The sequence below is a fragment of the Polaromonas sp. JS666 genome (assembly GCF_000013865.1).
Taxonomy (GTDB): domain Bacteria; phylum Pseudomonadota; class Gammaproteobacteria; order Burkholderiales; family Burkholderiaceae_C; genus Polaromonas.
In genome coordinates this window covers 4,841,053-4,865,352 of the sequence record NC_007948.1, presented here as the reverse complement: position 1 = coordinate 4,865,352, position 24,300 = coordinate 4,841,053, and the positions used below count along the sequence as shown (strand labels likewise).

Sequence of the window (24,300 nt, the reverse complement as noted above, 5' to 3'; positions counted from 1 at the left end):
ACGCACTGCAAGAAACGAGGCTCCCTCCATGACTACACAAACGCTTTCTTCACCCGCCGCCGCCCAGGGCTGTGGCAGCGGTTCCTGCCAGTGTGCTTCTACCGCAGCCCAGCCCGCAGTGCCGGAGGCTTTGGTCAATGGCATCGCCCTGCATGCACCCGGGCAGTGTCCGGACACGGCCACGCTGCGCGAGCTGGCTTACGCCGAACTGCTGCGCCAGCAGGCGGTTCGGCAAGGTCTGTTGCCGCGTCATACCGGGCCAGACGCGCTCAGCGCACCGGAGCTGACCGAAGCCGAGCGCACCGTGATCGAAACCATGGTGGACCGCGAAGTGACCACCCCTCAGCCCACTGAAGAAGAGGGCCGGCGTTATTACGAAGCCCACAAGCCGCAGTTTGTCGTGGGCCAGGCGCTGCACGTGCGGCACATCCTGTTTGCCGTCACCCCCGGCGTGAATGTCCAGGCGCTCACGGTGCATGCCGAGCGCGCCTTGCTGGAGCTCTCGCATAAGGGCGTGCGCCCGGAGCGCTTTGCGCAACTGGCCGCCGAACTGTCCAACTGTCCCAGCAGCGCGCAGGGCGGCGACCTGGGCTGGATCGGTCCGGACGACTGTGCGCCCGAGCTGGCGACGGAACTGTTTCACCTCCAGCATGCGCAGACCGGCACGGGTGTGCATCCACGCCTGTTTCACACCCGCTTCGGCTTTCACATCATCGACGTGCTGGAGCGCCGCAGCGGCAGGCAGCCCGCCTATGAGGAGGTGCGCGAGCGCATTGCGGCGCTGCTGACCATGCAGTCGCGCGCCAGGGCGCTGCACCAGTACATGTGCCTGCTGGTGGGTGAGGCCGAGGTCGAAGGCATCACGCTGGAAGGGGCTGATTCGCCTCTGGTGCAATGAATGAAAACGCGGACCCCGCGGACGAACTGCTGTTGCGTCTGCGGCGTTTCCACTCCGACTATTTTCCGCTGCACCAGCAGCGCTTCCAGGACCTGGTGGCCCAGGGACAGCATCCCAAGACGCTGTTCATCGGCTGCTCGGACTCGCGTCTGGTGCCTTACCTGCTGACCGGTGCCGGCCCCGGGGAGCTGTTCATTGTGCGCAACGTGGGGGCCTTCATTCCCCCTTATGACGGCTACGTCACCGACCCGCATGAGCCCGGTGGCGGCTGCCCGCCGGGAGGGCGTGCGCGTCTGGAGGCCGCCCGGCAGTGGGTGGGCCTGCATGGCACCACGGCGGCGATTGAGTTCGCGGTGCTGAATCTGCATGTGGAGCGCATCATCGTCTGTGGGCACAGCCATTGCGGCGCCATCCGCGCTGCCTACGACGGGGTTTCGGCGGAGGCGGTGGCGCTACAGGCCTGGCTCAAGCTGGCCCGTGAAGCCCTGCTGCCCGTGCAGTCCAGCCCCGAGGCCTTGCGCCGCACCGAGCAGCGCGCGGTGGTGCTGCAGCTGGAGCGCCTGATGGGCTATCCCATGGTCAGGCGCGAGGTGGAAAACGGCAGGCTCACGCTGCATGGCTGGCATTACGTGATTGAAGATGGTGAAGTCCATACCTTTGATGTACGACAAGGAAATTTTGTGCCGGCTTCTGTAGCCTCGAATAGCGGCACTGGCCCGTACCAACCTTATGTGGAGCGCGATGGACAAATCTTTTCCAGCTGACCCGGCCGAGACGGCCGGTGTCGACGCAGCGGCGGTGGCTGCCGCTTTGCAGGCGCTTTCGCGCGATTCGGGCCTGCGGCCCTGGCAGCTTGGCAACAAGAGCCTGATTCCCGTGGTGCAGGGCGGCATGGGCGTGGGTGTTTCTGCCGGCGGGCTGGCTGGTGCCGTGGCGCGCCTGGGCGGGGTGGGCACGCTTTCCTCGGTGGATCTGCGGCGCCTGCACCCCGACCTGATGGCCCGGACCGGCCACCTTGACAAGGAGCCCGACGCGCGCCAGCTGATTGATGCGGCCAATCTGCAGGCCCTGGACCGCGAAATCCGCCGGGCCCGAGAACTCGCGCAGGGCCGCGGTTTGATTGCCGTCAACGTGATGAAGGCGCTCAGTGCCTACGAGGCCTGTGTGCGCCAGGCGCTTGCCAGCGGGGCCGATGCGCTGGTGGTGGGTGCCGGCCTGCCGCTTGATTTGCCGGAACTGGCGCGTGACTATCCCAAAACCGCGTTGATCCCCATTCTTTCCGATGCACGCGGCGTGCAATTGCTGGTGCGCAAGTGGCAAAAGAAAGGGCGCTTGCCCGATGCCATCGTGATTGAGCACCCCGGCCTGGCAGGCGGCCATCTGGGCGCCGCGAAAGTTGCCGATCTGCACGATGCGCGTTTCGATTTCGAGGTGGTCATCCCGCAGGTGCTGGAGTTTTTCAAGACCGCGGGCATCGAGCGCGAGATTCCGCTGATCGCGGCCGGGGGCATCAATTGCCGGGACGACATCCTGCGCCTGCAGGCCCTGGGTGCCTCGGCTGTGCAGCTGGGCACGGCGTTTGCTGTCACCCTGGAGTGTGATGCCGATCCGGCTTTCAAAAAGGTGCTGGCCGACGCAAAGCCCGAAGACCTCATTGAGTTCATCAGCGTGGCTGGCCTGCCGGCCCGTGCGGTGCGCACGCCCTGGCTGGACAAATACATCCGGCTGGAGCCCAGGCTCAAGGCCGTGGCGCATGTCAAGGCCAAATGCAACATGTCGTTCGATTGCCTGTCCCACTGCGGGCTGCGCGATGGCGATGCCAGCATAGGCCAGTTCTGCATCGACAAGCAGCTCGGCCATGCGCTGGATGGCGACATTCACAAAGGCCTTTTTTTCCGGGGCGCCGGCCACCTGCCGTTTGGCAACCAGATCCGTTCGGTGCAAGAATTGCTGCAGTGGCTGCTGGGCGGCATTCGCCCCGCAGCGCTTACCACCGGAGCGCAGACATGAAACGCGAGCATTTTGGCCAGCCACACGACGTGACAGCCACGCAGCCCATCAGCCACGATGTCCTGAAGGAAAAATACCTCAAGCCCGGCGAGAACGGGGTGGAAGACCTGTACCGCCGCGTGGCGCGGGCGCTGGCCTCGGTCGAACCGGAAGCCGCGCGCGCCGAACACGAGGCGCTGTTCCTCGAGAACCTGCACGCCGGTGCGATCGGCGCCGGCCGCATCATGAGCGCGGCCGGCACGTCCATCCAGGCCACCCTGATCAACTGCTTCGTGCAACCCGTGGGCGATTGCATCCAGGGCATGGATGATGGCGGCTACCCTGGCATTTACGAGGCCCTGCGCGAGGCGGCTGAAACCATGCGGCGCGGCGGCGGCGTGGGCTACGACTTTTCACGCATCCGGCCGCGCGGCGCCGAGGTCAAGGCGACGGCCTCCATGGCGTCGGGTCCGTGCAGCTACATCAATGTGTTCGACCAGTCCTGCTCGACGGTGGAGAGCGCCGGTGCGCGGCGTGGCGCGCAAATGGGCGTGCTGCGCATTGACCACCCCGACGTGTTCGAGTTCATCACCGCCAAACGCACCCCGGGGCGCTGGAACAATTTCAACGTGTCGGTTGGTGTATCCGACGCCTTCATGCAGGCCCTGGGAGACGACCAGCCCTGGGAGCTGGTGCATCGTGCCAAACCCGGCGCCAGGCTCATCGCGCAAGGAGCATTCCAGCGAGCCGACGGCCTGTGGGTCTATCAGACCCTGGCTGCGAGCGAACTGTGGGACACCGTGATGCGCTCGGCCTACGATTTCGCCGAGCCCGGCATTCTTTTCCTGGACCACATCAATCAGGACAACAACCTGCGTTACTGCGAGTCGATCGAGGCGACCAATCCCTGCGTCACCGCCGATACGTGGGTGATGACGACAGCCGGGCCGGCGCAGGTGTCGGAGCTGACGGGCCGGTCTTTCAGCGCAGTGGTCGATGGCAAGGCGTATGCCGTGACGAGCGACGGCTTTTTCAGAACGGGCCACAAACCCGTGCTCGCTTTGCGCACGCGAGAAGGGCCGGCTTTGCGCCTCACGGCCGACCACCGGGTGCGTCGCGTGGCCCGCAGAACCCGTTACACGCTGGAGGCCGAGTGGACCGAAGCCGGACAGCTGCAGCCCGGTGACGAAATCCTGTTGCATGATCATCGCGCACTGGGTGGCTGGGAGGGCGCCGGCACGCACGCTGAGGGCTATTTGCTTGGGTTGTTGATCGGCGATGGAACACTCAAGAGTGACAAAGCCGTTATTTCGGTCTGGGCGCCCGAGCTCAAAGTGGCAGGCGGTGGTGCCGTGGCGTATGCGCAAACAGGTGCAGGCGGTATCGTGCAGGCCGCCGAGGCTGCGGCCGCCACCTTGTCGCATCGGGTCGACTTCCGGGGTTTTCAGCGCTCCATCTCGGGACGGGGTGAGGCTCGCATGGCGTCTGGTGCTGTGCGGCACCTGGCCCATGAAATGGGCATGCGTCCAGGGCACAAGACGATCACCACCGCGATGGAAAAAGCCTCTTCCGTGTTCACCGAAGGGCTTTTGCGTGGCCTGTTTGATGCCGATGGATCTGTGCAGGGCTCGCAGGAAAAAGGCGTCAGTCTGAGGCTGTCGCAAAGTGATCTGAGCTTGCTGCAGACGGCGCAGCGCATGTTGCTGCGCCTGGGCATCGCCTCGACGATTTACCCAAACCGGCGCCTGGCACAGGCGCGGCCTTTGCCCGACGGACGCGGCGGGTTGAGGGTTTATGAGACGGCCTCGCAGCACGAACTGGTCATCAGCGCGGACAACCTGCGGATCTACGCAGAGCGCATCGGTTTTGCAGATACCGACAAGGCTGACCGGCTGGACCAGGCCCTGGGCAGTTACAACCGCAGCCTCAACCGCGAGCGCTTCACGGTCACGGTCGAATCGCTGACCGAGGAGGGCTCCGAGGACGTCTTCGACGTGACTGTGGCTGACATCCATGCATTTGACGCCAACGGCCTCTACGTGCACAACTGCGGCGAGCAACCCTTGCCGCCCTACGGCTGCTGCGACCTCGGGCCCATCATCCTCACGCGTTTTGTGCGGAACCCCTTCGGCTTCAATGGCGTGCCGGACTTCGATTTCGACGCTTTCGGCAAGTCGGTGACCACGCAGGTGCGGGCGCTCGACAACGTGCTGGACCTGACCTTCTGGCCGCTGCCGCAACAGCAGGCCGAGTCGGCTGCCAAGCGGCGCATTGGCGTCGGTTTTACCGGCCTGGGTAACGCCCTGGTCATGCTCTGCCTGCGCTACGACGCGCCCGAGGGCCGCGAGATGGCTGCACGCATTGCCGTGTGCATGCGTGATGCCGCCTACGCCGCGTCGGTGGCGCTGGCCAAGGAAAAAGGCGCTTTTCTGAAGTTTGACGCCGAGGGCTACCTCGCACCCGGTACCTTCGCCAACCGGCTGCCGGCCGGGTTGCAGCAGGCCATTCGCGCGCACGGCATCCGCAACAGCCACCTGCTGTCGATTGCGCCCACCGGGACCGTGAGCCTGGCTTTTGCCGACAACGCTTCCAACGGCATCGAGCCGTCGTTTTCGTGGATGTACCGGCGCAGGAAGCGCGAGTCCGACGGCAGCACCACCGATTACGCCGTGGAAGACCACGCCTGGCGGCTGTACCGGGAGCTCGGTGGCGACGTGGACAGGTTGCCCGGCTACTTTGTCTCGGCGCTTGAGATGTCCGCGGCCAGCCATATCGCCATGATGGAAGCGGTGCAGCCCTTTGTGGACACGGCGATCTCCAAGACCGTCAACGTGCCGGTGGACTACGCTTATGACGACTTCAAGGGCCTGTACCAGCAGGCCTGGCGCGCACGGCTGAAGGGCCTGGCCACCTACCGGCCCAATGCGATCCTCGGCGCGGTGCTGGAAACCCATGCAAGCGCCGCAGCAACGCCGCCGGCAGCGCCGACACCTGTGGATCCGATGCGCACGGTGATCGAAAGCCGGCCCAAGGGCGCGCTGTCGGCGGTGGCTGAAAAGGTCGAATACTGGACGCAGGAGGGCCACAAGACGCTGTACATCGTGGTGTCCTTTTTGCCGGTGCCAGCGGCCAGCGGGGAAGGCACGGTGGAGCGCGCCATCGAGTTTTTCATGCCGGTGGGCCAGAGCGGCGAGTCGCAGCAGTGGATCACCTCCAGCATGCGCATGCTGTCGCTGGCCGCGCGCGGCGGCTTTCTCGAGCGCGCACTCAGCGACATGCGCAAGGTGGCCTGGGACCGTGGCCCGGTGCGGCTGGGAACCTATGAGAAGGCCGACGGTACACGGGTACCGCTGTGGCACGATTCCGAGGTCGCGGCCATTGCCTATGCGGTGCAAAATATCATCGCGCGGCGCGCCCGGCAGCCTGCTGCCGGCACGACACCCGTGGTGGAGCCCCAGGTCGACCCCGCACTTGCGCCGCCCGTGATGGCGGGCAAGAAGTGCAGCGAGTGCGGCGCCCATGCCGTGATCCGCAAGGATGGCTGCGACTATTGCACCCAGTGCGGCCATCTGGGCGTTTGCGGATGAGCGGCCAGGCGAAGGTTGACTGTCGCTGGCGCGTTGGCCGCCTGCGTGCCGATGGATGCTCCGACGGAGGTGAGCCCTGATGAGCCTGCGTGCTGTCCCTGTCCCGCTCCCGCTTGTTGCGTCCGCACTGGCGGACAACGATGCGGCGGCCTTTGCGGCGGCGCTGATGCAATCGCGCCAAACCATTTTGCCCAAACGCCTGGTGGCGCCCGGCCCCGATGCGAAACAGCTCGGCATGATCCTCAATGCCGCGGCCACCGCCCCCGACCACGGGCAGCTGCTGCCTTGGCGCTTTGTGCTTGTACCCCATGCTGCGCGCGACCGGCTCGCCGAGGTGTTTGGTGCCGCGCTGATGGCGCGTGACGCACAGGCCACCCCCGAACAGGTCGGCCAGGCGCGCGAAAAGGCGCATCGCGCCCCTCTGCTGATGCTGGTGGTGGTTGATGGCCGGCGCGGCGATGCAGCGGTTGACCTGTCCGAACGCATCGTTTCTGCCGGCTGTGCGGTGCAGAACATGCTGCTCATGGCCACGGCGCTGGGTTATGGTTCGGCGCTGACGAGCGGCAAGGCCCTGAAGTCCAGTGGACTGCGTGCGCTGTTTGGCCTGGCAGACGGCGAACAGGCGCTGTGTTTTGTCAGCATCGGCACCGCGCAGTCGCGCAAACCCGCCCGCTTGCGCCCGGTGCCCGGCAATTTTGTGACCTGCCTTGCTGCCGAGGGGGCTGCGCCGGGTCGCGACCCGGCGGACTCTTTTTATTCCCTGTGACTGGAACTACCCATGGACATCCTGAGTTTTGACGACCTGCTGCAGGCGGCCCGGGCCCAGCCCGAGCCGCAGCGCCTGCTGTTTGTGTTTGCCGGTGTGGAACTGCCCGAGGACAGCACACCCGTGCAGCGGGAGCGTTTTAAAGCCGGCCAGGGCGGTGCGCTGGTGCCGCTGATGTGTGTGGACAAGCGTCCCGAAGAGCTGACCTCGTTTGCCGCGCTGGTGCAGGAATCCGGCCAGTTCGGACGCCGTTGGGGCCTGGTGTTTGCCGCCGCCCTGGCGGGCTCGGTGAGCCGTGCGCCGACCAGCGCAGACGCCGAGGAGCCGTTGCAGCGCATGGTCGAGTCCATCAAGCAGGGGCGAATTGGCGGTTTCATTCCGTTTGACCCGCAAGGGCAGCCGGTGCAGATCGGCTGACATGGGCATCGTGCGCCGGACAGCGCGCGCCGGGGCGCTGCCCGGCCTTCATAAATGCTGGCGGCCTGCCATGAGCGGGTGGAGCGCATGCTGGCCCTCATCGGGCGCTTGCAGCAGCACCTGCGGGAGCACGGCTGCGACGATTCCGCGCGCCAGGCCGCCCGCGATGTGATGCGTTATTTCGACATGGCTGCGCCCCAGCATCACCTGGATGAAGAGCTGCACGTGTTTCCGCTGCTGCTGGCCGGGCCGGATGCCGGCCTGCGTGCGCTGGTCCAGCGGCTGCTGCAGGATCACCGGGACATGGAAGCGGCCTGGCCAGCGGCGCGCTGCGTGCTGAAGGCTGTCGCCAAAAGCCCTGCCGCGGACTGGACGCCGCTGGGGCCGCCCCAGACCGAGGCCCTGAACCGCTTTGCCGCGCTGTATGGCCGGCATCTGGCGGACGAAGACCATCTGGCCTATCCCGCGGCGCAGGCGGTGCTTGCGGCGGATGCCCTGCAGGCCATGAGCCGGGACATGATGCAGCGCCGCGGCGTACTTGCCGCATCCTGATGCCGTGGCGGCCGCGGTTTGCGGCAAGCGATGTTCTGGCGATCCTGATTAGAGGCAAAATAGCGGGATGAACGCGCCCGACTCCCCCAACGCCCTGGCAGCCCGCAGCGAACTCACGGACCTGATGCAGCGCATGGGTTCCGGGGCAAAAGTGGCGTCAGCCCACATGGCGCGTGCGTCAGCGGCTGTTAAAAACTGGGCGCTGTCAAAGCTGGCCACCTTGCTCCGCCAGAATGTCAAGGCCCTGGATAACGCCAACCAGCGTGACCTGGCGCGCGCCCAGGCGGCCGGGCTGGCCGGTCCCCTGCTGGACCGGCTCAGGCTGAGCCCCAAAGACATAGAGACCGTGGCCCTGGGCTGCGAGCAGCTTGCTGCCATGCCCGACGTGATTGGCGAGATCATCGGCATGAAAGAGCAGCCCAGCGGCATCCGCGTCGGGCAGATGCGCGTGCCCATCGGCGTGTTCGGCATGATTTATGAAAGCCGCCCCAACGTGACGATTGAAGCGGCGTCGCTGGCCATCAAGAGCGGCAACGCCTGCATCTTGCGCGGCGGCTCCGAGGCCATCGAGTCCAACAAGGCGCTGGCCTCGCTGGTGCAGCAGGCGCTGCTTGACGCCGGGCTGCCGGCAGACGCGGTGCAACTGGTGCCGACGACCGACCGCGAAGCCGTGGGCCTGCTCATCGCGATGCCGCAGTATGTGGACGTCATCATTCCGCGCGGCGGCAAGGGCCTGATTGAACGCATCAGCCGCGAGGCCAAGGTGCCGGTCATCAAGCACCTGGACGGCAACTGCCATGTGTATGTCGACGACCCCTGCGACATCGACATGGCGGTCCGGGTGGCCGACAACGCCAAGACCCAGAAATACAGTCCCTGCAACGCCAGCGAAGGTTTGCTGGTGGCGCGCGGCGTGGCCGCCGGCTTCCTGCCAAAAATCGGCGCAGTTTATGCGGCCAAGGGTGTGGAAATGCGTTGCGATGCCGAAGCCCGGGCCCTTCTTGCCGGCGTGGCGGGCGCCAACCTCCAGCCCGTGTCCGAGCAGGACTGGTATGAGGAGTATCTGGCACCCATCATCAGCATCAAGGTGGTGGCCGGCATTGACGAAGCGATCGCCCACATCAACCAGTACTCCAGCCACCACACCGACGCCATCCTGACGCGCGACCACATGCACGCCCAGCGATTTTTGCGCGAGGTGGATTCAGCCAGCGTCATGGTGAATGCGAGCACCCGCTTCGCGGATGGTTTCGAGTTCGGGCTGGGCGCAGAAATCGGCATCAGCACCGACAAGTTCCACGCCCGCGGGCCGGTCGGCATTGAGGGCCTGACCTCCCTCAAGTATGTGGTGCTGGGCAACGGGGAAGTGCGGACCTGAGTCGCCGCACCCCTGGCCAGCGGCGGTTGCCATCCGTCTTTTGAGATTTTGGCTGTGCACCTTGTAACCGCCCTGCGCATCCCAATATCCCTAGGATTCGGTCAGATATTGCCGGATTTGATAACAAAACTCCCCTTTGAAAGTGGCCGCATGGTTCCGCATCTCATCACCGCCCTGAACGGCCCCATCAACGAACTTGAGCAGCGCATTCTTGACTCCATGCCCGCGATCGAGCGCTGGTTCCGGCTGGAGTGGATGGAGCACACGCCGCCCTTTTACAGCTCCGTCGATATCCGCAACGCGGGCTTCAAGCTCGCGCCGGTGGACACCAACCTCTATCCCGGCGGCTGGAACAACCTGTCGCCCGAGATGCTGCCGCTGGCGGTGCAGGCGGCGATGGCCGCGATTGAAAAAATCTGCCCCGAAGCCCGCAACCTGCTGGTGGTGCCCGAGAACCACACGCGCAACAGCTTTTACCTGTCGAATGTGCTGCAACTCAAGCGCATCTTTCACCAGGCGGGCCTCAACGTGCGCTTTGGCTCGCTCAGTCCCGAGATCAAGGAGCCCACCACGCTGAACCTGCCGACCGGCGAGACCATCACGATCGAGCCGCTGATCCGCACCGACCGGCGGCTGGGCCTGAAAAACTTCGACCCTTGCACGATCTTGCTGAACAACGATCTGTCGGCGGGCATTCCCGGCATGCTGGAAGACCTGCACGAGCAGTACCTGCTGCCACCGCTGCATGCCGGCTGGTCGGTACGGCGCAAGTCCAGGCACTTCAAGGCCTACGAAGAGGTCTCCAAGCGCTTCGGCAAGCTGCTGGGCATCGACCCCTGGCTCATCAACCCGATGTTCACGCAATGCGGTGAAATCAACTTTGCCGAGGGCGTGGGCCTGGAGTGCCTCACCACCAACGTCGATGCGCTGCTGACCAAAATCAAGCGAAAGTACAAGGAATACGGCATCAACGAAAAGCCCTTTGTCGTGGTCAAGGCCGACAACGGCACCTATGGCATGGGCATCATGACGGTGCGCGATGTGAAAGACCTTGAGGTGTTGAACCGCAAGACCAAAAACAAGATGGGCGTGACCAAGGATGGCCAGACGCTGTCGGAAGTCATCATCCAGGAAGGCGTGCTGACCAATGAGCGCGTCAACGATGCGGTGGCCGAGCCGGTGGTCTACATGATGGACCGCTATGTGGTCGGCGGCTTCTACCGCGTGCATGCCGAGCGCGGCGTCGATGAAAACCTCAACGCCCCCGGCGCCAGCTTTGTGCCGCTGGCCTTTGCCGAAAGCGGCCGCCTGCCCCAGCCTGGTGAAAAACCGGGCTCCAGCAGCCCCAACCGCTTCTACATGTATGGCGTGATTGCCCGGCTGGCCATGCTGGCTGCCAGCTATGAACTGGAAGCGACCGATCCGGATGCCGAGGTCTACGACTGACGGGTGCTCTGGGGTGCTGGATTGTGGGGATTGAACCCCTTGACCTGCGGAGATTGTTGGCTATAAAAATAATAGCAATTGGGTGGCCGGGCCGAGCGGTGGTCCGATAAATCAGCCAGTTTTTGTTACAAGTTGTTGCATCGCAACAAAATCCGGATTTGTTCAATTTAGGGGTGTTCGCCGACCCGCAAGCCCCCTGCCTGGGCGCAAAATAGCGTTCCCCCAGGTAACCCATTCCCGCCACCCCCTGACCGTGCCCGGCCCGGTCAGGGTCAAGGCGGGAAGTTTTTGTGTCAAGTAAAAAATCATCACTTGCGGCGCTCACATTGGGCGCCATCGGTGTCGTCTACGGCGACATCGGAACCAGCGTCCTGTATGCCATCAAGGAAGTGTTTGGCTCGGGGCATGTTCCCTTCACCCCAGGCAACATTTACGGCATCCTGTCCATCTTCTTCTGGACGCTGACGGTCATTGTCTCCATCAAGTACGTGGTGTTGGTGCTGCGCGCCGACAACAACGGCGAGGGAGGCCTGATCGCCATGCTGGCGCTGGCCTCCACGGCAGTCAAGGACAAGCCGAAGCTCAGGCGCATCCTGCTGATCGTGGGTGTTTTTGGCACCTCGCTGTTCTACGGCGACGGCGTCATCACCCCGGCCATCTCGGTGCTGTCGGCCGTCGAGGGGCTGGAAGTGGTGTCGCCCGCCTTCAAGGAGGGCGTCATCCCGATCACGCTGGTCATCCTGTTTTGCCTCTTTGCCCTTCAAAAGCACGGTACCGCCGGCATCGGCCGGTATTTCGGCCCGATCACGCTGATCTGGTTTGTCGTGATTGCCCTGCTGGGCATTTCCCAGATTGTGACCAACCCGGCGATTCTGAAGGCGATCAGCCCGCATTACGCGCTGCTGTTCATGTGGCACAACCCCGGCACCACCTTCATCATCCTGGGCGCCGTGGTGCTCTGCGTGACCGGTGCCGAGGCGCTGTATGCCGATCTGGGCCATTTCGGCAAGCGGCCGATCCGGCTGGCCTGGTTTTCAGTGGTCATGCCCTCGCTGGTGCTCAATTACTTCGGCCAGGGCGCGCTGCTGCTCAACAACCCCGCCGCCGTCAAGAATCCGTTCTATTTGATGGCCCCCGAATGGGCGCTGCTGCCCCTGGTGGGGCTGGCCACCATGGCGACCGTGATTGCCTCGCAGGCCATGATCACCGGCGCCTTCAGCGTGACCAAGCAGGCCGTTCAAATGGGCTATTTGCCGCGCCTGAACATTCAGCACACCAGTGTGAAAGACACGGGGCAGATCTACATCACCTTCGTCAACTGGAGCCTGTTCGTGGCCATTGTGCTGGCGGTGGTGATGTTCCGCTCGTCCAGCAATCTGGCGGCCGCTTACGGTATCGCCGTGACGCTGGACATGCTGATCACGACGACCCTCACCTTCTTTGTCATTCGCTACAGCTGGAATTACCCGCTCAGCCTGTGTATTGCCGCCACGGGTGTTTTCTTTCTGGTGGACCTTGCGTTTTTTGCGTCCAACCTCATGAAGCTTTTTGCCGGCGGCTGGTTCCCGCTGCTGATCGGCGGCGCGGTCTTCACCCTGATGATGACCTGGAAGGAAGGCCGGGGCCTGCTCAATGACAAGTTGCGCTCCGACGCCATCGACCTGCCGAGCTTTCTCGACGCCGTCTTTGTCAGCCCACCGGCGCGGGTGGAAGGCACGGCTGTTTTCCTGACCGCCGAGCCGGGCACCGTGCCCAATGCGATGCTGCACAACCTCAAGCACAACAAGGTGCTGCACCAGCAGAATCTGTTTGTGACCGTGCGCTACCACGAGGTGCCGTGGATAGGCATGAACAAACGGCTCGAAATTGAATCGCTGGGCCACGACTGCTGGCAGGTCACTGTTCATTACGGCTTCAAGAACGACCTGGACCTGCCAAAAGCCCTGCAGCAAATCAAGGGCCGGGGCTGTGAGCTGGAGTCCATGACCACCAGTTACTTCCTCTCGCGCGACACCGTGGTCCCGACGATTGGCCGCGGCATGGCGTCCTGGCGCGAGAAGCTGTTTGCGCAGATGCACCATAACGCCAGTGGGGCGGCGGACTTTCTCAACCTGCCCAATAACTCCGTGGTGGAGCTGGGCAGCAAGATCGAGATTTGACGCTGGCCGCGAGGGCCACGAGGGCCACGAGGCCCTTGGGCGGCCGTGAACAGCTGCTGAATGGATAGCGAATGACCCGCGCCACCAGGGCCCGGCCCCTCCCGGGCACCGGGCAGGAAACGCTCAGTTCGCCGCAGTAAACCGGCGCTTCACATGCCGCGGTTGCTCAATCTCGTCCACGATGGCCACAGCCAGGTCGGGCACCGAGATACCGGCGGGCTGGTCGCCCTGGCCAGACAGGAGATCGTCCGTGCCCAAGCGGTATTTGCCGCTGCGTGCGCCGGGCGCCAGGCCGATGGGGGGCGAGATAAAACTCCAGTCCAGCGCCGTCTCCGCCTTGAGCTGGTCGAGCAGTTCGCGTGCCGCCAGCGCGCCCTGCTTGTACTGGGCCGGAAACTCTGGTGTGTCGACCAGCTGCAGCCCGGGCGCCACAAACAGGCTGCCCGCGCCGCCGACGACCAGCAGGCGCTTGACGCCGGCTTGTTTCATGCCGGAAACGATCGCCTGGCTGCCTTGCAGGAACAACTCGTAAATCTTCGGCTCGCCCCAGCCGGGGTTGTAGGCGCTGATGACCGCGTCGTGACCGGCCACGGCCTGGGCGACCTGGGCCGTGTCCAGCACATCGGCAGCCACCACGCGCAGACCGCTTTGTGGGGCCAGTTTGGAGGGCGTGCGGGCCAGCACGGTGACCTGGTGGCCCCGGTCGAGCAGTTCGGGAAGGATGGCCGAGCCGACAAAACCGGTAGCGCCAATCAGTGCGATGTTCATCAAAAACTCCTGAGGATATAAAAAAGATATAAAAAAGTAGAAGAGGCTCCAGTTTGATTGCTTCACAAGTTGCTGAATAGATGGCTTAATTGGCTAACACTGTGAAGTACAGCTAACTAATGGGCCTCTAAACCATGGATCAACTCAAGCGCATGGCCATCTTTGCCGAAGTCGTGGCGGCAGGCTCCCTGACTGCGGCGGCGCGGCAACTGGGCATGACGCCCTCGGCGGTGAGCCAGCATTTGCGCCAGCTGGAACAGGCGCTGGGGCTGGCGCTGCTGCACCGCTCCACCCGGCGGCTCACCCTGACCGAGGCGGGCGAGCGCTACCACGCAGGCTGCGCCGCGATGGTGGCGGCGGCGCGCTCGGCCGAGCAGGCCCTGGCGCGCCTGCGCGATGAGCCCGAAGGCGAATTGCGGCTGGCCGCGCCCGCCGGCTTTGGCAGCGTCCTGGCCACCGCGCTGGCGCCGCTGCGGGGCTACCCCAGGCTCACGCTGCGCCTGCTGCTCGATGACGCACTGATTGACCTGATCGGGGAGCGCGTGGATATCGCGCTTCGCATTGGCGTGCTGGCCGATTCAGGCCTGGTGGCGCGCAAGCTGGGCAGCATGGCGCGCCAGCTGTGTGCGTCGCCGGCCTACCTGGCCGAGCGCGGCTGGCCTGCGCAGCCGCGTGATCTGCTGCAGCATGACTGGCTCGGCAGCAAACCGGCCAACGCCGGCGCCGACATGCTGGAGCTGCAAGGACCTGCCGGCGAACGCGAGACGCTGCGGCTCGAGGGCCGGGTGCAGGCTTCCCAGGTGACGGCCCTGCACGCGTTGTGTGTGGCGGGCTGGGGCATCAGCCTGGGCGTGAGCGACGACGACCAGAAAGCGCTGGCGGACGGGCGCCTGTTGCCGGTGCTGCCCGGCTGGCGTCTGGCTGACTTGCCGGTGTATGCGGTGACCCCGCGGCGCGGTGAGCAGCCGGCCAAGGTGCGCCATGCGCTGGACGTGCTGGCACTGTACTTCGGCGACGCGGGCGACGCGGGCGACGCGGGCGGCGCGGCTGCGGCGCACACTGCCACTGCCTTTCACTCCTGACGAATTGCTTCGGCATGACGCAGCTCCCGCCGCTGTTGCCGATGCCGCAATGTCGTCTTTCCGGGCTGCGGCCGGTGTCGGATTTACAGGCGGCCCTGCCGTGCCTTGCGTGACGCAGACGCGGCAGTAAGATGGATGGGTGATCTGCCGCACGCAGGGACAGCCGCGACGGTGCTGGCAGCACGGAGGCGCAAATGGAACCGAGGGCCAACGCGAAGGCCAATGGCAAGACCGCCTTTGTATTTGCCGGCGGCGGCAGTTTTGGCGCAATTCAGGTCGGCATGCTGCATGCGCTGCTCGCCCATGGCGTGTTGCCTGATTTGGTGGTGGGCGCTTCGGTGGGCGCGATCAATTGCGCGTATTTCGCCGGCAATCCGACGCTGGCCGGTGTCATGCAGCTCGAGCAGCTCTGGTGCCAGCTGAAGCGCCGCGAGATCTTCCCGATGACCTTCAGCCGCATCGCCGGCCTGTTTTCACGTTCGCCGTCGCTCGTCGACTCCAGTGGGCTGCGCGCGTTGATCGAAGCCCATTTGCCCTACAGCCTGCTGGAGCAGGCGGCGCTGCCGCTCCATGTGGTCGCCACCGAGCAGTTGCACGGCAACCTGGTCTGCCTGTCGTCCGGTCCGGCCGTGGAGGCGATCCTGGCCAGTTGTGCGATCCCGGCGATCTTTCCACCGGTGCTGGTCGGCAAGGAGTACCTGATCGACGGGGCCATTGCCAGCAACACGCCGGTCACGGCGGCGATCGCACTGGGTGCGACCCGGCTGATCGTGCTGCCCACCGGCTATGCCTGTGCCTTGACCGCGCCGCCGGTCAGTGCCATCGCCAGCGCGCTGCATGCGCTGAACATGCTGATTGCGCACCAGCTGGTGCGAGACCTGGAGTTGCTGGCGGATCGCTTCGAAGTGCTGACGGTGCCGCCGCTGTGTCCGCTGTCAGCATCGGCTTACGACTTTTCGCGTGCCCGTGAGCTGATTGAACGGGCCGAGCACAATACCCGGCGCTGGCTTGAGAGTGGCGGCCTGCAGCGTCCGCGCATTCCCGGTGCGCTGCGACCGCACGTGGATTGAGACCGATCCATCAGGACGGCGCCCGTGCAGGCCGCCGGCACCGCCCGGTCAGGCGCCGGGGTGCATGGCCCGGGCCGCATCCAGGTAGGCCTTGACGTGCTGGGCCAGCGCAATGTCGCCGGGTGTTTCGGGTTGCCAGGTCGGCACGGGAATGGTCTGGCCAGCGGCGTCCACCGCCACAAAGACCACCAGGCAGTCGGTGATGACCTCCATATGGCCGGTTTTCATGTCGCCGGCCCGCACTTCGACCGAGATGTTCATGCTGGTCCTGCCGGTGTAGGCCAGGCGGGCCTGCACTTCCACCAGGTCGCCGATCATGATGGGGCGCTGAAAGCGGATGGTGCCTACCGACACGGTGACGCAATAGCGTTTGGCCCAGCTGGTGGCGCAGGCGTAACCCGCTTCGTCAATCCATTTCATGACGGTGCCGCCATGCACCTTGCCGCCAAAGTTGACGGTGCTGGGCTCGGCCAGAAAGCGCAGGGTGATGGATGACATGGTGAATTTCCTTTGCTATGCGTGAGGGCCTGATTATCGCCAGTCGGGGCGGTCTGCTGGCGGTCGCCGCTGCCAGCAAATTTCGGCCGGAAACGGCGCGAACGGGCAAAAAATGGGCAAAAAATGAGTGAAACCTGTGTTTACGGAGGAAAACACCTAGCCAAACAGGCTTGACCGGCGAATTGGTGTAACGATACAGTAAATCGTTATACAAGCGCCCCACCGATGCACGCCAATGCATCCCTACAACGTCAAGTCATCAGGAGACAACCATGCATTCACATTCACTTTCCCGCCGCCGCTTTGTCCAGTCCACCGCCGCCGCCTCCGTGGCGCTTGCCTCCGGCTTGCCCAGCCTGGCGCGGGCGCAGGCGCCCGTTGCGCTGCGCTTTTCGTCCTCGCTGGTCGCCGACCAGAATTCGGCCCACTACGTCTGGTACCAGCGCCTGGACGCCAACCTGAAGGCCGCCGTCGGCGACCGGATCCGGATCGACTACTTTCCCAACAACCAGCTCGGCAAGGAAAGCGATGTGGTGCAGCAGGTCAAGGTCGGCTCGATTGACATGATGGTCACCGGCTCGTCGATCTGGGCCACGGCCGCGCCGCAGTTCGGCATGCTGGACCTCGGTTACCTGTTTGACAGCTATGCCCATGCGGCCAGGGCGCTGGACGGGGGCGTGGGCGCCAAACTCAATGACATCCTGCAAAAGAGCACGGGCTGCCAGGTCATCACCTGGGCTTCGCACTTTGGGGCGCGCAGCGTGTACACCCGGCAGCCGGTCAAGTCGCTCGCCGAGGTGAAAAACGTCAAGCTGCGCGTGCTGCCCACGCCGGCCTTCATTGAAACCTTCAAGATCATGGGCGCCATCCCGACGCCGATCCCGTTCGGTGAGCTCTACATGGCCGCGCAGACCGGTGTGGTGGACGGCTTCGAGCATGACGCCGCCACCGTGCTGGCCAGCAAGCTCAATGAAGTTGCCAAAAACTGCTGGCTGACCGAACACCTCTTCAGCCCGCTGGTGGTGGTGATGGGCAAGCGCGGCATGGACAAGATCCCGGCAGACCTGCGCCCGGCCTTCCTGAAGGCCGCGGCGGACGCCACCGCCCAGCAGCGCGCCATTGCCACCGACAAGGGCGCGCAGGCTATCGACGCGCTAACGAAGCTGGGCATGGTGTTCAACCCGATGGCCAAAGCCGAGCGCGATGCCGTGCGCAAGGACATGGAGGCCCGTCTCTGGTCCTCCTTTGCCAAGGAGCATCCGGCCACCGCGCCGCTGTTCACCGCGATCTCCGCGGCGAGGGTGTGAGTCGTGAGCGCCCAGTTGTCGCCGGACCTGCCGCATATCCCCCTGCCTTCTGTCACCGGCTTCAGCGTGGCCCGCGCGCCCGGGCGCTGGCTGGCCACCCTGATGCGCTGGACCGAATACCTCGCCGGTGCCGTGCTGGCGCTGGACGTGCTGGTGGTATTTGCCTCGGTGGTCTTTCGCTACTTTCTGCATGCCCCCTTTGACTGGGCTGAAGAGGTCGCCCGGGCGCTGATGGTGGTGCTGGTGTTCATTGGCGCGGCCACGGTGCTGGCGCGCAGCCAGCATGTCGGCATCGACCTGTTCCGGGGTTTCTTCCCCGACTCGTGGCAGCCTGCGCTGTTGCAGTCGGGCAGCTGGATCATCGTGGGGGTGTCGTTCAGCCTGTTCCTGTCGTCGTGCGCCTTGCTGGTGGACTCCAATGGCATGACCACCTCCATCGGCTTTCCGCAGTGGATCTACATTTACCCGGTGGTGATCGGCAGCCTCTTCATGACCCTGTTTGGCGCGGCTAACGCGCTGAGCGGCCCGCGCCGCACCGTCTGGCTCACGCTGGCGGTCGGCGTCGGGCTGGTGGCAGCCGTCACGCTGTGGAACACGCTGCTGCCGGAGCAGGCCGTCAAACCGTGGGTGCTGCTGACCGTCGGCTTCTTCGGCGGGCTGATGCTGGGCGTGCCGATCGCCTTTGTACTGGCGCTGTCCTCGCTGCTTTTTTTGGAGCTTCGTTGAATTCACTGGGAGCTTTTCCTAGGCCATAGCCAAGTTCAACTTTCCACAATGAAACAGAATCCTTGCCCGGTAGTTGGTGAAGTTGCGAAACCCGCGCGCATTGGCTTTGATGAGCTGGATGGCACTATTGAAGCCTTCTGCACAGGCGTTGCTGATTCCATGTTGGCTATAGTTCAGCAGTCCTTCCTCGTGGCGTCGGAGCATCCTGACTACCTTTTTCACAGGCTCCAGGCGACTCCTCATCGCGTTATTCGACCAGGCTTTGAAGAAGCGCTTGGCAGCTCCTTTGTAGCTGTAGCTCCAGAACTGGGTAAAGTTCTCCTTGATGCACCAGGCCCGGCTTGTCTTCAAGTTGAGCTGGTTCAAGGCCCGAAACGAGACGGCTTCAGCGCTACGGCCATCGGGATACTTTCTCAACCACGCCCATTTGCTGCCTGCCAATGGCGAGGTGCCTGCTTGGGACAACTTGCGGTGCTCCTGTTTTCTCACAGCATCCACTGCCTCACCAAGGTACTTGGAGATGTGAAACTTGTCATGCACGATGTCCGCCTGCGGCATGCATTGCCTGGCCGCACTCATGTACGCCGGCCACATATCCATGGCCACCGCCTTGACCGACATGCGTTGCGCCGGAGAAAGCGTTTCCAGCAAGCTCACGGCCGCTCCCAGCTTCCTGTCTGGCACCAAGTCCAGCACCCGCGAGCGGTCAATGTCGGTCAGGATGCTGGCGTAGGTGTGGCCTCTCTCCGAACTCTTTTCATCGATGCCAAGGTACGAAATCTCTTCCTCGGTACGCCGCAGCATGCCTCGCGCCACGGCGCTGACCATGATGGCGTTGACCGTGCTCCAGGACAGTCGTGTGAGCGTACATACGGCTTGCGTGGTGGGACAGGCTTCAAGCAGTTTGATAACGAACGCAGCCATCAAGGTGGTGACCCGGCTGTAGCGCTCCGCCCAGGGCACCATCAACTCTTCGACAGTGCCGTCACTGAATTTGAGCTGGGGAATACGTGCCCTGATGATCGTCTCAAACTGGCATGTATCAAGGTGACGCCATTGGCGCTCGCTCCAGCCATTGATGTGAGCCCTCTTGGTCGCATCGGTGGAGTCAGCCCATACCTGACCCTTCTTCAACACGACTTCGACCACCACGCGCTGGTCTGTCAAAGAAAGGTCTACCTTCTTGACCGACCAGGGTGCCTTCAGTCCAAGAAGCTGCTCATACAGCGCCGTATCTTTCATGTTCAAGCTGGTAATTTTGAATCACTGGATTGTCCCGCAGCGAGCAAAAAATCACAGTGAAATTGATGAAGAACCCTTTTTTTCATGGCCGATCCGTCGCTGCCGATGCTGGTGTACTCGCAGCAGGTCATGGCGGGCATGGACCACTTCGTGCTGCTGGCCATTCCCTTCTTTGTGCTGGCCGGTCTGCTGATGGAGTCCAACGGCATGTCGTCGCGCCTGATTGAACTGCTGCTGCGCATGTTCGGCCGCGTGCGCGGCGGGCTGGGCCTGATCACCATCACGGCCACGGCCTTCTTTTCGGGTGTCTCCGGCTCCAAGCTGGCCGATATCGCGGCCGTCGGCGGCATCATCATGCCCGCCGTGCGCAAGACCAGACAGGACCCGAACGAAACGGCCGGCCTGCTGGCCTGCACGGCCGTCATGGCCGAAACCATTCCGCCCTGCATCAACATGATCATCATGGGCTTTGTCGCCAACATCTCGATTGCCGGCCTGTTCATGGCCGGGCTGGTGCCGGCCGCGGTGCTGGCGCTGTCGCTGGCGGCGGTGACGGTGTATGTGGGCACCCGCATCAACCCCGATGAAGCCTTCGATGTGAAGAAGCCCATGCTCCGCCTGCTGGGTGGCGCACTGGTGGCATTGGTGATGGTGGCGATGATCGGCAAGGGCGTGACCTCGGGTGTGGCCACCTCCACCGAGGTGTCGGCCTTCGCCGTGATGTATGCCCTGGTGGTGGGCGCGCTGGCGTTTCGTGAGCTGACAATGCGTTCGGTGGCGCAGCTCTTCGTGCGTTCAGCCTCCATGGCGGGCGGTATTTTGTTCATCGTCGCGGCCGCTTCCAGCGTGTCGTTTGCGCTGACCATCCAGCAGATTCCGCAGTACCTGTCCGACTTCATGATCACCTTTGCGCATCACTACGGCAGCACCATGTTCGTGCTGCTGTCGGTGCTGATCATGATCGTGTTTGGCGCGGTGCTCGAAGGCGCACCGGCGCTGATCATCTTTGGCCCGCTGCTCACCCCGATTGCGGCCCAGTTGGGCGTGCACCCGCTGCACTTCGGCACGGTGATGGTGATCGCCATGGGCTTTGGCCTGTTCGCGCCACCGATCGGCCTGGGGCTGTTTGCCACCTGCGCCATCACCGGCACCGAAGTCAAAAACGTGGCCCGGCCCATGATGAAGTATCTTGTGGTCTTGTTTGTGACGCTGATGGTGCTGGTTCTGGTGCCGGCGTTTTCCCTGTGGCTGCCCACCCGCATGGGCTTATAGGAAAGAAACCGCGTGAGCAAGATTCAGGATGTGGCCAGCCGTGCTGGCGTGTCAACCAGCACGGTGTCCAACGTGCTCAATGGCCGGAGCAACCGCATGGCCAAAGAGACGCTGGCGCGTGTGGAGGCGGCGATTGCCGAGCTCCGGTACCGGCCCAACACCACGGCGCGCCAGCTCAAGACCGGCCACACGCCCATGCTGGGTTTGCTGGTGCCGTCAATCGCCAACCCCATGTACGGCTTCATTGCCCGTGAGATCGAAACCCAGGCACAGGAGCGCTACGGCTTTCGCATCATGATGGGCAACACCTATCGCGACAAGGACAAGGAAGCCCGCTTCTTCGACGACCTGATGGCGCATGGCGTGCGCGGCGTGATCATCATCTCCTCGCTCGTCGACGAGCAGCACTTCGAATCCGCCGGCGAGCGCGGCCTGGTGGTGGTCAGTTATGACCGCCGCGCCACGCCTGGCGTCGAGTCGGGCATTGACCACGTGTCGGTCGACAACTTCGAGGCGGCCCGCATCGCCACCGAGCACCTGATAGCGCAGGGCCACAGGCGGCTGGCCTTTGTGACGGCCGCCGGCATCACCATGAGCCGGCGTGAAAAGATCAACGGTTTCATGGCGGCCGCGGCCAGCGCCGGCCTGGTTGCCAGCGCGCAGGTGATCGAGGGCACGCCGCTCAATGAATACGGCGACTCGATGATGAGCGAGCTGGGCCGCATCGAGGCGGCAAAGCTCGCCGGACGCGACCCGGCGGAGCGGCCCACCGGCGTTGTGGCGGTCAACGACATGATGGCGCTGGGCCTGATGGCCGGTTTTCGCGAGGCCGGGCTGTCCGTGCCGGCCGACGTGTCGGTGGTGGGCATGGACGATGTGTTTTTGTCGGCGCTGATGCATCCGGCCCTGACCACGGTGCGCCTGCCCGTGCCGGAGATGGCCCACACCATCGTCGAGCGCGTGATGAGCCGGCTGGCCGCCCCCAGCCTGCCGACCGGCGAGTTCATCTTCCAGCCCAGCCTGGTGGTCAGGGGCTCCGTGGCAGCCCGAAGCTCCGAACAGTGAAGTCCTTTTGAGCATTGAATTTTTTGTGAACTTTTGACGATTGAACAATTGAACAAGGCATGGAATGACAACGGTTTTTGTAAGCCACCCCCGAACCAGCCTGGGCCACTATTTCGGCGCCCGCGCCACCGCTGCATTGCAGGCGCTGGCCGACGTGCGCTTCAATCCCGGCGACACCGACCTGTCGTCGCGGGAGCTGGCTGCGCTGGCGCAGGACTGCGATGTGATCATTTCCTACCGGCAGACGCAGGGCGATGAAGCGCTGTTTGCCGCGCTGCCGCGACTCAAGGCCTTTGTCCGCTGCGCCATCGACATCCGCAATATCGATGTCCCCGCCGCCAGCCGCCACGGCGTCCTGGTGACACAGGCCAGCGCCGGCTTTATTGCCTCGGTGTCCGAGTGGATCATCGGCGTGATGATTGACCTGAGCCGGCACATCAGCGCCTCGGCTGCGCTCTACCATGCGGGCCGCCCGGTGGCGCCGCTGATGGGGCGCGAGTTGCGCGGCGCCACGCTGGGCGTCATTGGCTATGGCCAGATCAGCCGCTATCTGTGCGATGTGGCGCTGGCCCTGGGCATGCGCATCGTGGTGCACGACCCTTACACCCGCACCGGCCGCCAGGAACTGGTGCAGACCGGCCTCGCACCGCTGCTGGCGGAAGCCGACTATGTGGTCTGCCTGGCCGCTGCGACCGAGGCCACCGAAAACCTGATGAACGCCCAGGCCTTTGCCCTGATGAAGCCCGGCGCGTTTTTCATCAACGCCTCGCGCGGCAACCTGGTCGATGAGTCGGCGCTGCTGGCCGCGCTGGACGCCGGCACGATGGCTGGCTGCGCCGTCGACGTGGGCCGCGCGCCTGACCAGATGCCCTCGCCCCGGGTGGCGGCGCATCCACGTGTGATCGCCTCGCCGCACATCGGTGGCCTGACGCCGCCGGCGGTGGAGCACCAGGCCCTGGAAACGGTGGCGCAGGTCGCCGACATCCTGCAGGGATGCGTGCCCCAGGGCGCGGTGAATGCGGCGCAGGCGCACCGCTGGCAACAGGCGTTTGGCACGACGCAGCCAGCCTGAGCCCGGGCGCTCACGGCCGGTCAGACTTTTTTGACCTCCACGCAAATCCCGGAAGACTTTTATGCAAGCCACCCACAACACCACCTACGACGGCGCCTGCGACTGCCATGTGCACATTTACGAAGACAAGTACCCCCTGATCCCGAATGTGGCGGTGATTCCGCCGCACTCGCCGGTCTCAAGCTACCGCGAGGTGCAGCAGGCGCTGGGCCTTTCGCGTGCCATCATCGTGCAGCCCACGGGCTACGGTTTTGACAACAGCTGCACCCTGGATGCGCTGGCCCAGCTTGGTGACGTTGCCCGCGGCATTGCGCTGGTCGCGCCGGATGCGCCCGACGCGGAGTTCCAGCGGCTGCATGACGGCGGCATGCGCGGCGTGCGTTTCATGATGCTGGGCGGCATGCTGCCCTGGGAATCGCTGGAGCCCATGGCGGCACGGCTGGAGCACTTCGGCTGGATGATCAACCTGCAGCTCGATGGCCGCAAGCTGCCGGACCATGAGGCGGTGCTGAAACGCCTGCCCTGCCAGGTGGTGATTGATCACAACGGCAAATTCCTCGAGCCCGTCAGTCCGGACCATGCCTCCTTCCAGTCGCTGCTGCGCATACTCGATACCGGCCGCGCCTGGATCAAGCTGTCGGCGCCTTACGAAACTTCCCAAACCGGCGCGCCCGGCTATGACGATGTCAGCCTGCTGGCGCGCACCCTGGCCGAGAAGTTTCCCGAGCGCTGCCTCTGGGCCAGCAACTGGCCGCATCCGGGGCGCAACCCCGCGCCGTCGAATGTTGCGATGTACGACCTGCTGTTTTCCTGGGCAGCCAGCGACGCGGCGCGCCAGAAAATCCTGGTGGACAACCCGGCACAGCTGTACGGGTTTTAGACAGTCGCTATAAAAATGTAGCTGATTGCGCGCGTCGGATAGGGGTTGAGGCCTTCAATGACGATGGCTTCACCGGTTGGCGGTGCTGTTGCCGCCGCAGCTGCCCGACCAGCATCAGCGCAGCCG

General features: G+C 64.3%; 20 protein-coding genes and 1 pseudogene. 18 read left to right on the top strand and 3 right to left on the bottom strand.

Features of this window, described 5'->3' with window-relative positions; genetic code table 11:
- The first annotated feature begins 28 nt into the window (after positions 1 to 28).
- The 10 genes from BPRO_RS22970 to BPRO_RS22925 all read left to right on the top strand — a co-directional run bounded on the left by BPRO_RS22970 (position 29) and on the right by BPRO_RS22925 (position 13,192).
- A complete protein-coding gene (locus BPRO_RS22970; protein ID WP_011485461.1) occupies positions 29 to 898 on the top strand; it encodes a peptidylprolyl isomerase in 870 nt (289 codons plus the stop codon).
- Positions 895 to 1,662, top strand: a complete 768-nt coding sequence (locus BPRO_RS22965) for a carbonic anhydrase (protein ID WP_011485460.1) — start codon at positions 895 to 897, stop codon at positions 1,660 to 1,662. The genes BPRO_RS22970 and BPRO_RS22965 overlap by 4 nt, the downstream gene beginning before the upstream one ends.
- Positions 1,640 to 2,908, top strand: coding sequence for an NAD(P)H-dependent flavin oxidoreductase (locus BPRO_RS22960; protein WP_011485459.1), 1,269 nt, complete (start codon positions 1,640 to 1,642; stop codon positions 2,906 to 2,908). Before BPRO_RS22965 ends, BPRO_RS22960 begins: the two co-directional genes overlap by 23 nt.
- Positions 2,905 to 6,474, top strand: a complete 3,570-nt coding sequence (locus tag BPRO_RS22955; RefSeq protein ID WP_011485458.1) for an LAGLIDADG family homing endonuclease — start codon at positions 2,905 to 2,907, stop codon at positions 6,472 to 6,474. Before BPRO_RS22960 ends, BPRO_RS22955 begins: the two co-directional genes overlap by 4 nt.
- 79 nt (positions 6,475 to 6,553) lie before the next feature.
- Positions 6,554 to 7,240 carry a nitroreductase family protein gene (locus BPRO_RS22950; protein ID WP_011485457.1) on the top strand — a complete coding sequence of 229 codons (687 nt, stop codon included), beginning with the start codon at positions 6,554 to 6,556 and terminating at the stop codon, positions 7,238 to 7,240.
- A 12-nt stretch (positions 7,241 to 7,252) separates the two neighbouring features.
- The gene (locus tag BPRO_RS22945) at positions 7,253 to 7,657 is read left to right on the top strand and encodes a hypothetical protein (RefSeq protein ID WP_041389031.1); all 405 of its coding nucleotides are present in this window, start codon (positions 7,253 to 7,255) and stop codon (positions 7,655 to 7,657) included.
- Between the two features lie 54 nt (positions 7,658 to 7,711).
- Positions 7,712 to 8,209: a hemerythrin domain-containing protein gene (locus BPRO_RS22940; RefSeq protein ID WP_011485455.1), complete on the top strand. Its 498-nt coding sequence runs from the start codon at positions 7,712 to 7,714 to the stop codon at positions 8,207 to 8,209.
- Between the two features lie 67 nt (positions 8,210 to 8,276).
- Complete coding sequence (locus tag BPRO_RS22935) at positions 8,277 to 9,587, top strand: glutamate-5-semialdehyde dehydrogenase (protein WP_011485454.1); 1,311 nt, start codon at positions 8,277 to 8,279, stop codon at positions 9,585 to 9,587.
- A 150-nt stretch (positions 9,588 to 9,737) separates the two neighbouring features.
- Positions 9,738 to 11,033: a glutamate--cysteine ligase gene (gene gshA, locus BPRO_RS22930; protein WP_011485453.1), complete on the top strand. Its 1,296-nt coding sequence runs from the start codon at positions 9,738 to 9,740 to the stop codon at positions 11,031 to 11,033.
- A 290-nt stretch (positions 11,034 to 11,323) separates the two neighbouring features.
- Complete coding sequence (locus BPRO_RS22925; protein WP_011485452.1) at positions 11,324 to 13,192, top strand: potassium transporter Kup; 1,869 nt, start codon at positions 11,324 to 11,326, stop codon at positions 13,190 to 13,192.
- A gap of 123 nt (positions 13,193 to 13,315) precedes the next feature.
- On the opposite strand, the gene BPRO_RS22920 is transcribed toward BPRO_RS22925, so the two are convergent.
- Positions 13,316 to 13,960 carry an NAD(P)-dependent oxidoreductase gene (locus BPRO_RS22920; RefSeq protein ID WP_011485451.1) on the bottom strand — a complete coding sequence of 215 codons (645 nt, stop codon included), beginning with the start codon at positions 13,958 to 13,960 and terminating at the stop codon, positions 13,316 to 13,318.
- A 134-nt stretch (positions 13,961 to 14,094) separates the two neighbouring features.
- Between BPRO_RS22920 and BPRO_RS22915 the strand changes: the two genes are divergently transcribed.
- Both BPRO_RS22915 and BPRO_RS22910 read left to right on the top strand, forming a co-directional pair.
- Complete coding sequence (locus BPRO_RS22915; protein ID WP_011485450.1) at positions 14,095 to 15,042, top strand: LysR family transcriptional regulator; 948 nt, start codon at positions 14,095 to 14,097, stop codon at positions 15,040 to 15,042.
- Between the two features lie 194 nt (positions 15,043 to 15,236).
- Positions 15,237 to 16,112: a patatin-like phospholipase family protein gene (locus BPRO_RS22910; RefSeq protein ID WP_011485449.1), complete on the top strand. Its 876-nt coding sequence runs from the start codon at positions 15,237 to 15,239 to the stop codon at positions 16,110 to 16,112.
- A 48-nt stretch (positions 16,113 to 16,160) separates the two neighbouring features.
- Here BPRO_RS22910 and BPRO_RS22905 read toward each other — a convergent pair whose 3' ends face one another.
- Positions 16,161 to 16,610, bottom strand: a complete 450-nt coding sequence (locus tag BPRO_RS22905) for an acyl-CoA thioesterase (protein WP_011485448.1) — start codon at positions 16,608 to 16,610, stop codon at positions 16,161 to 16,163.
- Positions 16,611 to 16,882: 272 nt separating this feature from the next.
- On the opposite strand from BPRO_RS22905, the gene BPRO_RS22900 reads away from it, so the two are divergent.
- Complete coding sequence (locus BPRO_RS22900; protein WP_011485447.1) at positions 16,883 to 17,917, top strand: TRAP transporter substrate-binding protein; 1,035 nt, start codon at positions 16,883 to 16,885, stop codon at positions 17,915 to 17,917.
- Positions 17,918 to 17,920: 3 nt separating this feature from the next.
- Positions 17,921 to 18,643, top strand: coding sequence for a TRAP transporter small permease (locus BPRO_RS22895; protein WP_011485446.1), 723 nt, complete (start codon positions 17,921 to 17,923; stop codon positions 18,641 to 18,643).
- Positions 18,644 to 18,661: 18 nt separating this feature from the next.
- Here the strand turns inward: BPRO_RS22895 and BPRO_RS22890 are convergent, their stop codons facing one another.
- Positions 18,662 to 19,885, bottom strand: coding sequence for an ISL3 family transposase (locus BPRO_RS22890; protein WP_011483646.1), 1,224 nt, complete (start codon positions 19,883 to 19,885; stop codon positions 18,662 to 18,664).
- Positions 19,886 to 19,960: 75 nt separating this feature from the next.
- On the opposite strand from BPRO_RS22890, the pseudogene BPRO_RS22885 reads away from it, so the two are divergent.
- From BPRO_RS22885 to BPRO_RS22870, 4 genes and pseudogenes are all read left to right on the top strand, one after another.
- Positions 19,961 to 21,157 (top strand): annotated as a pseudogene (locus BPRO_RS22885) (TRAP transporter large permease); the annotation flags it as partial.
- A 12-nt stretch (positions 21,158 to 21,169) separates the two neighbouring features.
- Positions 21,170 to 22,222, top strand: a complete 1,053-nt coding sequence (locus BPRO_RS22880; protein ID WP_011485444.1) for a LacI family DNA-binding transcriptional regulator — start codon at positions 21,170 to 21,172, stop codon at positions 22,220 to 22,222.
- Positions 22,223 to 22,286: 64 nt separating this feature from the next.
- Positions 22,287 to 23,294 carry an NAD(P)-dependent oxidoreductase gene (locus BPRO_RS22875; RefSeq protein ID WP_011485443.1) on the top strand — a complete coding sequence of 336 codons (1,008 nt, stop codon included), beginning with the start codon at positions 22,287 to 22,289 and terminating at the stop codon, positions 23,292 to 23,294.
- Between the two features lie 61 nt (positions 23,295 to 23,355).
- Positions 23,356 to 24,174, top strand: a complete 819-nt coding sequence (locus tag BPRO_RS22870) for an amidohydrolase family protein (protein ID WP_011485442.1) — start codon at positions 23,356 to 23,358, stop codon at positions 24,172 to 24,174.
- Positions 24,175 to 24,300 lie beyond the last annotated feature (126 nt).

Bases quoted from the DNA above. Each gene is read 5' to 3' on its own strand.
- BPRO_RS22945 (WP_041389031.1), top strand. From the start codon at position 7,253: ATGGACATCCTGAGTTTTGACGACCTGCTGCAGGCGGCCCGGGCCCAG.
- BPRO_RS22875 (WP_011485443.1), top strand. From the start codon at position 22,287: ATGACAACGGTTTTTGTAAGCCACCCCCGAACCAGCCTGGGCCACTAT.
- BPRO_RS22955 (WP_011485458.1), top strand. From the start codon at position 2,905: ATGAAACGCGAGCATTTTGGCCAGCCACACGACGTGACAGCCACGCAG.
- BPRO_RS22915 (WP_011485450.1), top strand. From the start codon at position 14,095: ATGGATCAACTCAAGCGCATGGCCATCTTTGCCGAAGTCGTGGCGGCA.
- BPRO_RS22890 (WP_011483646.1), bottom strand. From the start codon at position 19,885: ATGAAAGATACGGCGCTGTATGAGCAGCTTCTTGGACTGAAGGCACCC.
- BPRO_RS22900 (WP_011485447.1), top strand. From the start codon at position 16,883: ATGCATTCACATTCACTTTCCCGCCGCCGCTTTGTCCAGTCCACCGCC.
- BPRO_RS22870 (WP_011485442.1), top strand. From the start codon at position 23,356: ATGCAAGCCACCCACAACACCACCTACGACGGCGCCTGCGACTGCCAT.
- BPRO_RS22960 (WP_011485459.1), top strand. From the start codon at position 1,640: ATGGACAAATCTTTTCCAGCTGACCCGGCCGAGACGGCCGGTGTCGAC.
- BPRO_RS22920 (WP_011485451.1), bottom strand. From the start codon at position 13,960: ATGAACATCGCACTGATTGGCGCTACCGGTTTTGTCGGCTCGGCCATC.
- BPRO_RS22935 (WP_011485454.1), top strand. From the start codon at position 8,277: ATGAACGCGCCCGACTCCCCCAACGCCCTGGCAGCCCGCAGCGAACTC.
- BPRO_RS22965 (WP_011485460.1), top strand. From the start codon at position 895: ATGAATGAAAACGCGGACCCCGCGGACGAACTGCTGTTGCGTCTGCGG.
- BPRO_RS22970 (WP_011485461.1), top strand. From the start codon at position 29: ATGACTACACAAACGCTTTCTTCACCCGCCGCCGCCCAGGGCTGTGGC.
- gshA (WP_011485453.1), top strand. From the start codon at position 9,738: ATGGTTCCGCATCTCATCACCGCCCTGAACGGCCCCATCAACGAACTT.
- BPRO_RS22910 (WP_011485449.1), top strand. From the start codon at position 15,237: ATGGAACCGAGGGCCAACGCGAAGGCCAATGGCAAGACCGCCTTTGTA.
- BPRO_RS22905 (WP_011485448.1), bottom strand. From the start codon at position 16,610: ATGTCATCCATCACCCTGCGCTTTCTGGCCGAGCCCAGCACCGTCAAC.
- BPRO_RS22950 (WP_011485457.1), top strand. From the start codon at position 6,554: ATGAGCCTGCGTGCTGTCCCTGTCCCGCTCCCGCTTGTTGCGTCCGCA.
- BPRO_RS22940 (WP_011485455.1), top strand. From the start codon at position 7,712: ATGCTGGCGGCCTGCCATGAGCGGGTGGAGCGCATGCTGGCCCTCATC.